Raw genomic sequence first — 12,521 nt, 5'->3', positions numbered from 1 at the left:
ATAAGGAGGTGCAACTTTAAATGGCACGTATTGCAGGTGTAGATATTCCGCGCGAAAAGCGTGTAGTTATCTCATTAACGTATATTTACGGTATCGGTCGTGCGACTGCACAGGAAATTCTTGCGAAAGCAGGCGTTTCTGAAGATACACGAGTTCGCGATTTAACTGAAGATGAGTTAAATAAGATTCGTGAAATTATAGATACCTATAAAGTTGAAGGTGACCTTCGTCGTGAAGTATCCCTAAACATTAAACGATTGATAGAAATTGGTTCTTATCGTGGCCTACGCCATCGTCGTGGTTTACCAGTTCGAGGTCAAAATACTAAAAACAACTCTCGTACTCGCAAAGGTCCTCGTCGTACTGTTGCAAATAAAAAGAAATAATGAAAAGGAGGTAATTCGTAAATGGCTCGTAAGACTAATACACGTAAACGCCGTGTAAAAAAGAATATAGAATCAGGCGTAGCGCATATTCGTTCAACATTTAACAATACAATCGTAACGATTACAGACCCTCACGGTAACGCTGTTTCTTGGTCAAGTGCTGGCGCATTAGGTTTTAAAGGATCACGTAAATCCACTCCTTTTGCTGCGCAGATGGCTGCTGAAACTGCTGCAAAGGCTTCTATGGAACACGGTATGAAAACGTTAGAAGTTACAGTTAAGGGTCCTGGTGCTGGTCGTGAAGCTGCGATTCGCGCACTTCAATCAGCTGGATTGGAAGTAACGGCTATTCGTGATGTTACGCCAGTACCTCATAATGGTTGCCGTCCACCAAAACGTCGTCGTGTATAATTAATCTGTATAGATTTTGAATCCCTGTCTATAATGGGATATGATAAGTGCTTTTAAATAGATAAAATGTTTCTAACAGATCAATTTGCAAATTGTTGTGCACATTTGGGAATTGCCTAATGGGGAATTTCGGTTGGGGGCTACCCTAGCCGAGGTTTCGACGTTTTGAAGGAGGGTTTATTGAATGATAGAAATTGAAAAACCAAAAATCGAAACGGTTGAAATCAGCGATGATGCTACCTTTGGTAAGTTCGTTGTAGAACCGCTTGAGCGTGGATATGGTACCAGTTTAGGAAACTCCTTACGTCGTATACTATTATCCTCCCTCCCTGGTGCTGCTGTTACATCTATCCAAGTTGAGGGTGTTCAACATGAATTCTCTACCATTGAAGGTGTAGTAGAGGATGTTACAACTATAATCTTGAATTTAAAAAAGTTAGCACTGAAAATCTATTCTGAAGAAGAAAAAACTTTGGAAATTGATGTTCAAGGTGAGCGAGAAGTAACGGCTGCTGATATTACGCATGATAGCGATGTAGAAGTTCTAAATCCAGATCTTCACATAGCATCACTAGGGAAAAACGGAAATTTACGAATGAGACTAACAGCAAAGCGTGGTCGAGGTTATACACCAGCTGAAGGAAACAAGCGTGAGGATCAACCGATTGGAGTTATTCCAATAGATTCGATTTTTACGCCAGTGTCACGTGTTACGTATCAAGTTGAAAATACGAGGGTTGGTCAAGTAACAAATTATGATAAGCTGACGCTGGATGTTTGGACAGATGGAAGTATACGACCTGAAGAGGCTGTTTCGCTTGGAGCTAAAATATTAACAGAGCATTTAAATATCTTTGTTGGTTTAACCGATGAAGCAAAAAATGCTGAAATAATGGTTGAAAAAGAAGAAGACCAAAAAGAAAAGGTTCTAGAGATGACAATCGAGGAGCTTGACCTATCTGTTCGTTCTTACAATTGCTTAAAACGTGCAGGTATTAATACCGTTCAAGAGTTAGCAAATAAGACTGAAGAAGATATGATGAAGGTTCGGAACCTTGGAAGAAAATCTTTAGAAGAGGTTAAGGCGAAGCTTGAAGAGCTAGGTCTAGGTCTTCGTAGAGATGAATAGACCCTATTCATTGGTCTGATAGAACATTAAACTGCAGGCAAAGGAGGGACACAAATGGCTTACGCAAAATTAGGTCGTACATCATCTCAACGTAAAGCTTTATTTCGTGATCTTGCAACAGATTTAATTATTAACGAGCGTATCGAAACAACTGAAGCTAAAGCAAAAGAGCTTCGTTCGATTGTTGAAAAAATGATTACACTAGGTAAACGTGGTGACTTACATGCTCGTCGTCAGGCAGCTTCTTTTATTCGTAATGAAGTTGCGAACGATGAGACTGGAGAATATGCAGTACAAAAGCTTTTTAATGACATCGCTAAACGTTACGAAGAACGTCAAGGCGGGTATACTCGTATTCTTAAGCTTGGTCAACGCCGTGGTGATGGTGCTCCGGTTGTTATCATTGAATTAGTGTAGTCATAATTCAACATAATTCATCTAAAAGGGCGAGACAGAATCTTAATTTGAGAAGATCTGATTCTATGCCCTTTTTTGCTATTTAAAAGAGTAGGATGCTGGGGGCTATAACTGAAATGGACAATAATAAAGTGGTCACAGTCAAAAACTTAAAATATCGATACACCCCTGACGGAGAATGGACTTTAAACGATGTTACTTTTCAAGTTAATAAGGGAGAATGGTTAGCTATTGTGGGACATAATGGGTCGGGCAAATCGACGCTAGCCAAAATAATTAATGGTCTTTTGATGCCTGAAGAAGGGTCTGTTTTTGTTGAGGGGAAAGAATTAAAAGAGGAATCCATTTGGGATATTCGAAAGAGAGTAGGAATGGTATTCCAAAATCCAGATAACCAGTTTGTTGGAACCACTGTAAGAGATGATGTAGCTTTTGGCTTAGAGAATAATGGAATCCCGCGTGAAATCATGATGAAAAGGATTCAAGAAAGTCTCGAAAAAGTTAGAATGTCTGAGTTCATGAACCATGAACCTCATCATTTATCTGGTGGTCAAAAGCAACGCGTTGCAATTGCCGGTGTTTTGGCACTCGAACCATCATTAATGATACTTGATGAGGCAACGTCAATGCTTGATCCTCAAGGCCGTAAGGAAGTAATAGAAACAGTACGAAGCTTGCAAAAGGTTGGTCAAATGAGCGTGCTATCGATCACTCATGATTTAGAAGAGGTAACACAAGCTGATCGAGTTATTGTCATGAATCAAGGTCAGGTTTTTGCGGAAGGAACACCAGAGGACATATTTGAACTGGGGGATAAGCTCGTATCATTAGGTCTTGATCTTCCCTTCACAGTAAAGCTTTCACAATTGTTAAATAAGAAAGGTGTTCATCTTTCAAAATCCCATTTAAAACAACAAGAATTGGTGATGGAGCTATGCAAATTATATTCCAAGATGTAGAACATTTATATAATCGAAATACGCCATTTGAAAAAAGAGCACTATATAACGTAAATTTAAATATCCCTTCAGGTACATTTCTGGCAGTGATCGGACATACAGGCTCAGGGAAATCAACATTGATTCAACATATTAATGGACTATTAAAGCCAACCAACGGAAAGATATCAATTGGTGATACGATAATTAATGCTAATCAAAAGCAAAATTTAAAATCATTACGAAAAAAGGTTGGAATCGTTTTTCAATATCCAGAACATCAGCTTTTTGAAGAAACAGTTGAGAAGGATATTTGCTTTGGGCCGATGAACTTTGGCGTTATTGAGAATGATGCAAAAAAACGGGCTAGAGAAGTCTTACAATTAGTAGGTCTTCCCGAAAGTGTCCTTGGTAAGTCACCATTCGATTTAAGTGGTGGACAAATGAGGAGAGTAGCAATTGCGGGAGTACTAGCAATGGAGCCTGAAGCATTAATTTTAGACGAACCAACTGCGGGGCTAGACCCAAAAGGTCGTAAAGAGATTATGGATATGTTCAAAAATATGCATGTCAAGTCAAAGCTTACGACGATCCTTGTTACTCATAGTATGGAGGATGCTGCTTACTACGCCGACTATATCGTTGTGATGCATAAAGGCACAGTTTATATGGATGGCTCTCCACTCGAAATATTTGAACAACCCGAAAAGCTAACAAAAGTTGGACTTGATGTACCTGAATCTGTGCAATTTATGAGAACTCTTTCGGATCAAATTAATAAGCCATTCCCTACAGTTTTTACACTTGATGCGGTTACTGATGAAATTGTTAAGCTTTTTAAGAAAGGGGACCAAAAAGAATGAAGAATGTAATCATTGGTCAATATGTTCCAGGAGATTCATTCATTCATAAAATGGATCCTCGTGCGAAACTTTTAACCATTTTCTTATTTGTGATTATTATTTTTCTAGCCAACAATCCTATCACATATTCAATTATTGGTTTGTTTACAATAGGTTGTGTCCTATTATCAAAGGTACCGATATCTTTTATATATAAAGGCTTAAAGCCTATTTTATGGATTGTATTATTTACTTTGATTTTGCATTTATTAATGACAAAAGAAGGGGAAATTGTATTCAATTTTGGTTGGATTACAATTTATGAGGAAGGTCTTAAACAAGGGATTTTCATATCGTTACGTTTTATCTTTTTAATTATGATAACAAGCTTACTTACTTTAACGACAACACCGATTGAAATTACAGATGGAATGGAATATTTACTTTCACCATTTGCTAAATTTGGATTACCAGCACATGAGCTTGCATTGATGATGTCAATTTCACTTCGGTTTATACCTACTCTGATGGAAGAAACAGAAAAGATCATTAAGGCACAATCAGCACGTGGTGTTGATTTTACCACTGGTCCCTTGAAAGACAGATTTAAGGCAATTATTCCGTTATTGGTCCCATTGTTTATTAGTGCGTTTAGAAGAGCGGAGGATTTAGCTTTAGCAATGGAAGCAAGAGGTTATCGAGGTGGAGAAGGCCGAACGAAGCTTAGGGAATTGGTATGGAAGGGTTCTGATAATGTTGCCTTTTTGCTATTTGGAGCTATGACTGTACTATTAATAATCTTGCGTGCATAAAGGTGATGAACATGGAGCGAATAAAATGTGTATTATCATATGATGGCACAAATTTTTCTGGATTCCAGATCCAACCAAATGGTAGAACTGTTCAAGGTGAATTTGAACAAGCTCTTGCGAAAATTCACAAAGGAGAAGTTATTCGAATTCAAGCTTCTGGGAGAACAGATGCCGGTGTACACGCATATGGACAAGTCATTCATTTCGATAGCGAGCTTGAAGTATCAACGTATGGGTGGAGCCAAGCATTAAATACTAGTCTGCCTGATGATATTGTTGTTATAGAAGTTGAGAAGGTAGAACAAAGTTTTCACGCAAGGTATAACGTGGCGAAAAAGGAATACCGATACTTCTTATCAAATGAAAAAAAAGCAAATGTCTTCAGAAGGAATTATACCTATCATTATCCTTTTCCAATTGATCTAGAGAAAATAATTGAGGGAACTAAATATTTAGTCGGAACGCATGACTTTACGTCTTTTTGTTCAACAAAAACAGACAAAGAGGATAAGATTCGTACAATATATGAAATAGAGGTATATAAAGAGTCCGATGAAATAGTATTTCGATTTGTCGGTGATGGATTCTTGTACAATATGGTTCGGATTATAGTTGGGACATTACTAAAGCTAGGTCAAGGGAAATTGTCTCCATGTGATATTGAAACAATATTACAAAGTAAAAATCGCAAATTATCTGGGAAAACCGCACCTGGACATGGTTTGTACTTATGGAAGGTTTGGTATGAATAAGCAACTTCCCCAGGTGTAACATTTTCTTGACATTGGTTCTTTAAAGTTATATTATAACATATGGTACATTTTCAGAGATCACGCCACGATTTTAGCCCCGAAACTAATCGTGTGAAAATAAACTTATGAAAATGAAAGATCGATTAAGAGATTTTAGGAGGGAATATAATGCGTCAAACTTATATGGCGAAAGCTTCAGAAGTTGAACGTAAGTGGTATGTGGTAGACGCTGAAGGTCAAACTTTAGGTCGCCTTGCTAGTGAAGTAGCTTCAATTCTTCGCGGAAAGCATAAGCCAACATTTACACCACATGTAGATACTGGTGATCATGTGATTATAATTAATGCTGAAAAAATCCATTTAACTGGTAACAAATTAGAAGGAAAAATTTATTACCGTCATTCTCAACATCCAGGCGGATTAAAGACACGTACTGCTAAAGAAATGCTTGAAACACGTCCTGAACAGATGATTGAAGGTGCTATTAAAGGAATGCTTCCAAAAAATAGCTTAGGACGTCAAATGTTCAAAAAACTTAATGTTTATAAAGGTAGCGAACATCCACATCAAGCACAAAAACCAGAAGTTTACGAGCTTCGCGGATAATTAAGAAGGAGGTATTTAACTTGGCACAAGTACAATATTACGGTACAGGACGTCGTAAAAGTTCAGTTGCACGTGTTCGTCTAGTTCCTGGTAACGGACGTGTTGTTGTGAATGGACGCGACATTGAAGAATATTTTAATTTAGAAACACTACGTGTAGTTGCTAAGCAACCGTTAGTTGCTACTGAAAATGCAGGCAACTATGATGTATTAGTAAATGTAAGCGGTGGAGGCTATACTGGTCAAGCCGGTGCTATTCGTCACGGAATTGCTCGTGCGTTATTAGAAGCAGATCCTGAATATCGCGCTGTTCTTAAGAGTGCAGGCTTCTTAACTCGTGATGCACGTATGAAAGAACGTAAGAAATACGGTCTTAAAGGCGCACGCCGTGCACCTCAGTTCTCAAAGCGTTAATTATATATGCAAACTTACGACCTCAATCCAATTGGATTGGGGTTTTTTTGTTCTCTAGGAAATTATAAAATTTGATCCTGTGGATAAATACTATAGCACAGAGAGTAGTCGTCCAGCTCCAGCGCCCAGCGACTAGTAAACTTTGCTCATCTCTTTTGCGATAAGTCAACATCGACTCGTCCCTCGTCGTGTTTCCTTTATCTCAGTCGATGCTCTCCAGTTTATACGTCGCTAAACAGGATGCCTATAGCTTTTGTTCTTTTTTGTGGGAGATGATTTAGTTGCTTTCGCTTTTAAAATTTCCTGATATTGGGCGAAGGATCAGTGCGGAATGTTCGAATGAGAATATTGTACATGTAAGAGACTAAGGTAAAGATTGATTCCACATGACAAAGGTCTGTAAATTTGCTTCATCTTATTAAGTAGGAAGAGGTGTAAGTTTTCGTATGGTCAATGTGATTATTAATTTACAGGAGAAAAGAGAAGCGAAACAGATTACTTTTGAACGTAAAGTTTTACGTGAGCTTTCGATAAAACAATTAAAAGAAAAGGTTAAAGTATTCTTTTCACCATTTTTTCGATCAAACTCCATCTTTTCAACAGCAATTGAGGATGGGAGTATTGATATTGCCATAGAGGCTTATTTGCTTGGAGCAAGAATGAGTCGTTTTGGATATTTTGGAGAAAAGGCAGAGGAAGTTCGTAGCCGTTGCTATGAGGATGAGAAATTTCTTACTGATAGTTTATATGAATATTTACAGTATTGGGGTGCTACCTCTGGGAATGATCTAGTGAATGAATCACTGTATATAGCTAGTGAACAATTTGTATATTATTGGTGGAGGGAGGGCTTTCTAAAAGGTGAAATGAGACATAAGCTGCGAATGCATTAGGTAATGCGTTAGGTAATAGAAACTTTTCCCATAAATTCTTTTCATAATGTACTCTCTTGTCCCATATAGTGAAGTAGGATAGGTGCGGAGGGACATTTTATGAAAAGAAAAATGAAGTATTTTATTTTTATTAGCGGGTCGATATTATTATTTTTTCTTCTTCAATATCAGTTTTCTAGTAATAATACTTGGGATTCTTGGAGCTTACCTTTATCGGGAAAGGTGATTATTATCGATCCCGGTCATGGCGCTCCAGACCCAGGCGCTGGGCCGAAAGGGGCATTTGAAAAGGATATTGCCTTTAATATTTCTGTGCTACTTAGGGATTATCTTCAAGAAGCCGGAGCGCTGGTCATCATGACGAGGGAGGATGATTTTGACCTAGCGGATAAGGACTTAAAGGGCTATAGTCGCAGGAAAACACAAGATTTAAAACGCCGAGTGAAACTAATTAATAGCTCTGATGGTGATTTGCTTGTTTCCATTCATTTAAACTCATTGCCATCTTCCGAGTGGAGTGGTGCTCAAACCTTTTACTATCCACGCTTTGATGTAAATAAACAATTAGCAAAATTTATTCAAAAAGAGATGGAACAAAATCTTGAAAATACTGTAAGACACGCAAAGGCGATTAACCATGTTTATGTAATAAAAGAAGCAAAAATGCCATCAGTCCTTGTAGAGGCAGGTTTTTTGTCAAATCCGAGAGAACGGGAACTTCTTAAGACTGAATCATATCAGGATAAGATTGCTGCCTGCGTATATCAAGGGATTTTAAGACTATATAGCGAAAAGCCTTTAAAGGATATTTTTTCGGACGAGTAATAAAATAAAAAAATCTCTGCCTAGCTGAGTGCAGTTTCTTGTTTTTACTATTATTATGTTATAATAATAGTGTTAAAAATAATTAAATCTTTAAGGCGGTGGAGTTACTTGATATCAAGAGAAATAGTTCAAGACATACTAGGGAAAATGCAAGATCCATTTTTACATAAAACATTATCGGAAACAAACGGTATTGCAGAAATTAGTATTAAAGAAGATAAAAATCATGTAAGCGTAAAAGTATTAATTGCAAAAACCGGAACTAGTGAACAAATGCAACTGCAAATGCAAATTGTAAATGCTCTCAAGGAAGCTGGAGCTAATACTGTTGGGATTCGCTTTGGGGAGCTTCCAAAGGATGTAATTGAAAAATACCAGCCTGAACCAGAAGAACCAACATTGCTTTCGGCTGAAAGTAAAACAACGTTTATCGCAATTGCAAGTGGTAAAGGTGGTGTGGGGAAATCTACTGTTTCTGTAAACTTAGCAGTTGCTTTAGCGCGATTGGGTAAAAAAGTAGGGTTAATTGATGCAGATATATATGGATTTAGTGTTCCGGATATGATGGGAATTTCCGAACGACCTGCAGTAAAAAATGAAAAGATTATGCCTGTAGATCGCTTTGGTGTAAAGGTTATTTCGATGGGCTTTTTCGTAGAGGATAATGCCCCGATCATTTGGCGTGGTCCAATGCTAGGTAAAATGTTAACGCAATTCTTCTCTGAAGTAGATTGGGGAGATTTAGATTATTTATTGTTAGACTTACCACCAGGGACTGGTGATGTAGCATTAGATGTCCATTCGATGATCCCTCATTGTAAGGAGATTATTGTAACGACACCACATGCAACAGCTGCTTTTGTTGCAGCGCGTGCAGGAGCAATGGCATTGAAAACAGATCATGAAATATTAGGTGTCGTAGAAAACATGTCATATTTTGAGAGCAAGGTAACAGGAGAGAAGGAATATATCTTTGGTAAAGGTGGAGGTCAAAAGCTTGCTGAGGAATTGAAAGTGCCATTACTCGGCCAAATCCAACTCGGTCAACCTGATATAGATGAAAAAGATTTTGCGCCATCTATTTATGCTGAAGATCATAAAATTGGTAAGAAGTATTTAGAAATAGCTGAGCAAGTAATCAAACATGCTTAAATAGTAAAAGAAAAACTGAACCTTTCGATCAGATAGGTTCAGTTTTTTTATACCTTATAAAAGGTAAGATTTTGTAGTTACGATTGACCACCATCTTGTCCCTCTCCGCCACCTTCGCCCTCTCCTTCACCTTCCTTCTTTTCTCCACCTTGTTGGCCACCTTGTTTTTGAAGCTCTTCTGCTCCTTTAATTAAAAGATCTTGCATTTTTGCCTTGAATAGAGGACTTTCAACAGTTTCAATCATAACCGTTTTCATTTCTTCACGAATTTTTTGACTTTTCAGTGCATCGGTAAATTGTTTTTCCATTTCTGGATCCTTTAAAATGTCTATCATCATTTTTTGATAATCCGGGTCTTTCATAAGATCCTTAATTAATTTTTCATGTTCTTTTTGCATAGATTTAGCAAAGGTTTCAGCAAATTTAGGATCTTCAAATGTTTTTTTCCAAAAATCTTCAGCCTCTTTTGATGTTAAAGAGCCTTTTATTGTTTCCTTTACAGTTGTATCATCCATAACAAGCTTTGCTTTTGTTTTTTCATCGGTAATGATTTCTTCAATAGCTTTTTTCCCATCATCTGTTTTCAGAATGTCTATTACCATTTTCTTTGTTCCTTCATAATCACCTTGGCCATTTCCTTGATTTTCGGCCGGTGCACATCCACTTATTACTAATATTAGAGGTAGGAGGAGCGTTGATAGCTTTTTCATCGATATATAAAGGCTCCTTTCGTAAAAAATCCTTAATTTTAATATGAGTGGAATTCAAAAAAATATACGCCTAATTGTGCTAGCTTTTTAAGGTAGCGATTGATACAATTAAAATGGACTTTTTGTGGATAAGGGCCGGAGCGACGCTCACACATCCTTATTTTATTTGTTTGGTACAAAGCAACATTTTCATTTCTAAAAATTAACTTTGGGGCATTTGCTCATGTATATATTTTGGTGGAGGCTAAAATTGTGACTAGTCGAAAATGGGTTTATTTATTTTTAACAACTTTATTGATTGGTGGAATTAGTAACATTTTTGTAGGGTTTGCAGTTATGTGGGACAAGTATGCACCGTTATTTATTGCGGTAGATATTGTAGAGATTCTATCTGTTGGAATTTGGCTTCTTGGAGTAGGCTTTATTTTTAGTTTAATTAGTCAAGCTGGTTTTTTTGCTTATTTAACAGTACACCGTATCGGGTTAGGGATGTTTCGATCGTTGTGGAGTCCGGTTCAAATTGTTTTAATTGCATTCGTGTTATTTGATTTAGTATATTTTCGCTATCAATCATTTGCAAATGGGGAAGATGGTATTTTTAAATATATTATACCTGCTGCTCTTTTGCTTATTTATGGTGTTATTATAGCGTATAGGAAAATGAAGGAGACGAATAAAGGTGCGTTTATACCGGCGCTATTTTTTATGGTTGCAGTCACGATTATTGAATGGGTACCAGCGCTTCGAGCGGATGATCAAGCATGGCTTTTATTAATGATTTTCCCATTATTAATATGTAATACATGGCAATTACTTATACTACATAAATTAAATGATCGTAGACCACAAAAAAGTAGCTGATCCTTTTTAGGATCAGCTATTTTACTTCTTCGCTTTTGATATCAGCATTGGAAATTAATTCAGTAATTGTTACATTTTTTAGTTTTTTTTCTTTAATCCCTTTAATTATTAGGGGTAGTGCTTTTTCCGTTTGTGTTGCTGAATCAGAAGCGTGTAATAAAATAATATCTCCACCAGTTAATTTTGGAATGACATTTTTCACAATCAAATTTACACCTGGATTTGTGTAATCCTTGGAATCAATGCTCCAATGGACAATCGTGTATCCGTATGTATCAGCAATTTGTAATATTTTTTTATTAAAATTGCCAGTAGGTGTGCGCAAATATTTTATATCCTTAATTCCAAGCTTTTTTAAAGTCCCATCCGCTAATAAAATATCTCTTCGTATTTTTTTATCATCCCAATCCGAGTAATTACGATAATGGTATCCCATACTCCCGATTTCATGCCCGTCTTTAATAATCCGTTCAACTATTTGAGGGTGTCTTTCCGCCCATGAGGCCGAAACAAAGAAGGTGGCATTTTTTATTCCTTCATTTTTTAGTACATCTAATATTTTTTCTGCACGTTCATCTCCCCAACTTATATCGAAGGTTAAGGCGATACTATCATCATTGCTTTCTCCTTTATAAATTGCCATGGGTCCATTTTCTGTTGAAAACACGGATTGTTGAATCGTTCCAATATATAAAATACTTGCTGTAAAAAAAGCAGCAATAACAATTATAAGTAATTGTTTTAACTTTTTACCATTAACTACGTAAAAAAATCTCATAGTACTCCTCCTATCAACTTAACTTATTAAATATGTATGTTTGGTTGGACAAGACTATGAATAATTTTTTTGTAGTCAGATAAATATAAAGAAAAACAGATTAAAAAGAGGTGATATGATGTTAGCGTTTCTAGTAGACAATAGAGAAATTAAAGAACTTGAATATCTTCTTAAGAGAGAGATGGACGAAATCTTACATGATTTAGGCGATTCACGAATTAATGTTGAAATTAAAAGTAGTATGGAGGAAAGGTATCAAGTTTTATTTAATTTCTTTAAAAGGTTTGCATCAAAAAGAGAATGTAGCAAATATTTAAGAACAAAAAAATATAAAGAAAGAAATATGGTTAGATAAGGATAAAATAGAGAAATATCCCGGATTGACCCATGAAAATATGTGTGTTATATTAAATTTCGTTGCTCTTGAAGCAACATGAAATTTGCAACATAAAAAGTTATTGACATCAAAACAGGATGTTGATATAATACTAAAGCCGCAATCGAATAATCATCTTCGACAAGGATGATTTAAGATTGTAATTACTAAATGAAAATGTTCTTTGAAAACTAAACAAAATGTCAAGCGTGCAAAAGAA

General features: G+C 36.5%; 17 protein-coding genes. 15 read left to right on the top strand and 2 right to left on the bottom strand.

Annotation, left to right across the window (positions count from 1 at the left end):
- Nucleotides 1–20: 20 nt before the first annotated feature.
- The 13 genes from rpsM (at nt 21) to D612_RS0107340 (ending at nt 9,576) form a co-directional block, all read left to right on the top strand.
- Entirely contained in the window at nt 21–386 is a 366-nt protein-coding gene (rpsM, locus tag D612_RS0107400; RefSeq protein ID WP_017754839.1) for a 30S ribosomal protein S13, read from the top strand.
- A 21-nt stretch (nt 387–407) separates the two neighbouring features.
- Complete coding sequence (gene rpsK / locus D612_RS0107395) at nt 408–797, top strand: 30S ribosomal protein S11 (RefSeq protein ID WP_017754838.1); 390 nt, start codon at nt 408–410, stop codon at nt 795–797.
- A gap of 184 nt (nt 798–981) precedes the next feature.
- Complete coding sequence (locus D612_RS0107390; protein WP_017754837.1) at nt 982–1,926, top strand: DNA-directed RNA polymerase subunit alpha; 945 nt, start codon at nt 982–984, stop codon at nt 1,924–1,926.
- A gap of 54 nt (nt 1,927–1,980) precedes the next feature.
- On the top strand, nt 1,981–2,343 hold the full coding sequence (rplQ, locus tag D612_RS0107385) for a 50S ribosomal protein L17 (protein WP_017754836.1): 363 nt from the start codon (nt 1,981–1,983) through the stop codon (nt 2,341–2,343).
- 116 nt (nt 2,344–2,459) lie between these two features.
- Nucleotides 2,460–3,302 (top strand): energy-coupling factor ABC transporter ATP-binding protein, encoded by an 843-nt coding sequence (locus D612_RS0107380; RefSeq protein WP_017754835.1) that lies wholly within the window; start codon nt 2,460–2,462, stop codon nt 3,300–3,302.
- On the top strand, nt 3,278–4,144 hold the full coding sequence (locus D612_RS0107375) for an energy-coupling factor ABC transporter ATP-binding protein (protein WP_017754834.1): 867 nt from the start codon (nt 3,278–3,280) through the stop codon (nt 4,142–4,144). Before D612_RS0107380 ends, D612_RS0107375 begins: the two co-directional genes overlap by 25 nt.
- Nucleotides 4,141–4,935: an energy-coupling factor transporter transmembrane component T family protein gene (locus D612_RS0107370; RefSeq protein WP_017754833.1), complete on the top strand. Its 795-nt coding sequence runs from the start codon at nt 4,141–4,143 to the stop codon at nt 4,933–4,935. Before D612_RS0107375 ends, D612_RS0107370 begins: the two co-directional genes overlap by 4 nt.
- 11 nt (nt 4,936–4,946) lie before the next feature.
- Entirely contained in the window at nt 4,947–5,687 is a 741-nt protein-coding gene (gene truA, locus D612_RS0107365) for a tRNA pseudouridine(38-40) synthase TruA (RefSeq protein ID WP_017754832.1), read from the top strand.
- A 168-nt stretch (nt 5,688–5,855) separates the two neighbouring features.
- A complete protein-coding gene (rplM, locus tag D612_RS0107360; RefSeq protein WP_017754831.1) occupies nt 5,856–6,293 on the top strand; it encodes a 50S ribosomal protein L13 in 438 nt (145 codons plus the stop codon).
- Nucleotides 6,294–6,313: 20 nt separating this feature from the next.
- Nucleotides 6,314–6,706 (top strand): 30S ribosomal protein S9, encoded by a 393-nt coding sequence (rpsI, locus tag D612_RS0107355; protein ID WP_017754830.1) that lies wholly within the window; start codon nt 6,314–6,316, stop codon nt 6,704–6,706.
- A gap of 446 nt (nt 6,707–7,152) precedes the next feature.
- The gene (locus D612_RS0107350; protein WP_017754829.1) at nt 7,153–7,599 is read left to right on the top strand and encodes a DUF2521 family protein; all 447 of its coding nucleotides are present in this window, start codon (nt 7,153–7,155) and stop codon (nt 7,597–7,599) included.
- Nucleotides 7,600–7,698: 99 nt separating this feature from the next.
- Nucleotides 7,699–8,424, top strand: coding sequence for an N-acetylmuramoyl-L-alanine amidase CwlD (cwlD, locus tag D612_RS0107345; RefSeq protein ID WP_017754828.1), 726 nt, complete (start codon nt 7,699–7,701; stop codon nt 8,422–8,424).
- Between the two features lie 147 nt (nt 8,425–8,571).
- Nucleotides 8,572–9,576 carry an Mrp/NBP35 family ATP-binding protein gene (locus D612_RS0107340; protein WP_154649462.1) on the top strand — a complete coding sequence of 335 codons (1,005 nt, stop codon included), beginning with the start codon at nt 8,572–8,574 and terminating at the stop codon, nt 9,574–9,576.
- Between the two features lie 77 nt (nt 9,577–9,653).
- Here D612_RS0107340 and gerD read toward each other — a convergent pair whose 3' ends face one another.
- A complete protein-coding gene (gene gerD, locus D612_RS0107335) occupies nt 9,654–10,286 on the bottom strand; it encodes a spore germination lipoprotein GerD (RefSeq protein WP_017754826.1) in 633 nt (210 codons plus the stop codon).
- A 252-nt stretch (nt 10,287–10,538) separates the two neighbouring features.
- Between gerD and D612_RS0107330 the strand changes: the two genes are divergently transcribed.
- A complete protein-coding gene (locus tag D612_RS0107330) occupies nt 10,539–11,147 on the top strand; it encodes a KinB-signaling pathway activation protein (RefSeq protein ID WP_017754825.1) in 609 nt (202 codons plus the stop codon).
- Between the two features lie 16 nt (nt 11,148–11,163).
- Here D612_RS0107330 and pdaB read toward each other — a convergent pair whose 3' ends face one another.
- Entirely contained in the window at nt 11,164–11,925 is a 762-nt protein-coding gene (pdaB, locus tag D612_RS0107325) for a polysaccharide deacetylase family sporulation protein PdaB (protein ID WP_017754824.1), read from the bottom strand.
- A 118-nt stretch (nt 11,926–12,043) separates the two neighbouring features.
- Between pdaB and D612_RS0107320 the strand changes: the two genes are divergently transcribed.
- Nucleotides 12,044–12,280, top strand: coding sequence for a hypothetical protein (locus D612_RS0107320; RefSeq protein ID WP_017754823.1), 237 nt, complete (start codon nt 12,044–12,046; stop codon nt 12,278–12,280).
- Nucleotides 12,281–12,521 lie beyond the last annotated feature (241 nt).

This window comes from Calidifontibacillus oryziterrae (assembly GCF_000331575.1).
Classification (GTDB): Bacteria; Bacillota; Bacilli; order Bacillales; family Bacillaceae_J; genus Calidifontibacillus_A; species Calidifontibacillus_A oryziterrae.
Note: the sequence above shows the minus strand (reverse complement) of the source record. Positions and strands in the feature narration are given on the sequence as shown.

Bases quoted from the DNA above. Each gene is read 5' to 3' on its own strand.
- rpsM (WP_017754839.1), top strand. From the start codon at position 21: ATGGCACGTATTGCAGGTGTAGATATTCCGCGCGAAAAGCGTGTAGTT.
- rpsK (WP_017754838.1), top strand. From the start codon at position 408: ATGGCTCGTAAGACTAATACACGTAAACGCCGTGTAAAAAAGAATATA.
- D612_RS0107390 (WP_017754837.1), top strand. From the start codon at position 982: ATGATAGAAATTGAAAAACCAAAAATCGAAACGGTTGAAATCAGCGAT.
- rplQ (WP_017754836.1), top strand. From the start codon at position 1,981: ATGGCTTACGCAAAATTAGGTCGTACATCATCTCAACGTAAAGCTTTA.
- D612_RS0107380 (WP_017754835.1), top strand. From the start codon at position 2,460: ATGGACAATAATAAAGTGGTCACAGTCAAAAACTTAAAATATCGATAC.
- D612_RS0107375 (WP_017754834.1), top strand. From the start codon at position 3,278: ATGCAAATTATATTCCAAGATGTAGAACATTTATATAATCGAAATACG.
- D612_RS0107370 (WP_017754833.1), top strand. From the start codon at position 4,141: ATGAAGAATGTAATCATTGGTCAATATGTTCCAGGAGATTCATTCATT.
- truA (WP_017754832.1), top strand. From the start codon at position 4,947: ATGGAGCGAATAAAATGTGTATTATCATATGATGGCACAAATTTTTCT.
- rplM (WP_017754831.1), top strand. From the start codon at position 5,856: ATGCGTCAAACTTATATGGCGAAAGCTTCAGAAGTTGAACGTAAGTGG.
- D612_RS0107350 (WP_017754829.1), top strand. From the start codon at position 7,153: ATGGTCAATGTGATTATTAATTTACAGGAGAAAAGAGAAGCGAAACAG.
- cwlD (WP_017754828.1), top strand. From the start codon at position 7,699: ATGAAAAGAAAAATGAAGTATTTTATTTTTATTAGCGGGTCGATATTA.
- D612_RS0107340 (WP_154649462.1), top strand. From the start codon at position 8,572: ATGCAAGATCCATTTTTACATAAAACATTATCGGAAACAAACGGTATT.
- gerD (WP_017754826.1), bottom strand. From the start codon at position 10,286: ATGAAAAAGCTATCAACGCTCCTCCTACCTCTAATATTAGTAATAAGT.
- pdaB (WP_017754824.1), bottom strand. From the start codon at position 11,925: ATGAGATTTTTTTACGTAGTTAATGGTAAAAAGTTAAAACAATTACTT.
- D612_RS0107320 (WP_017754823.1), top strand. From the start codon at position 12,044: ATGTTAGCGTTTCTAGTAGACAATAGAGAAATTAAAGAACTTGAATAT.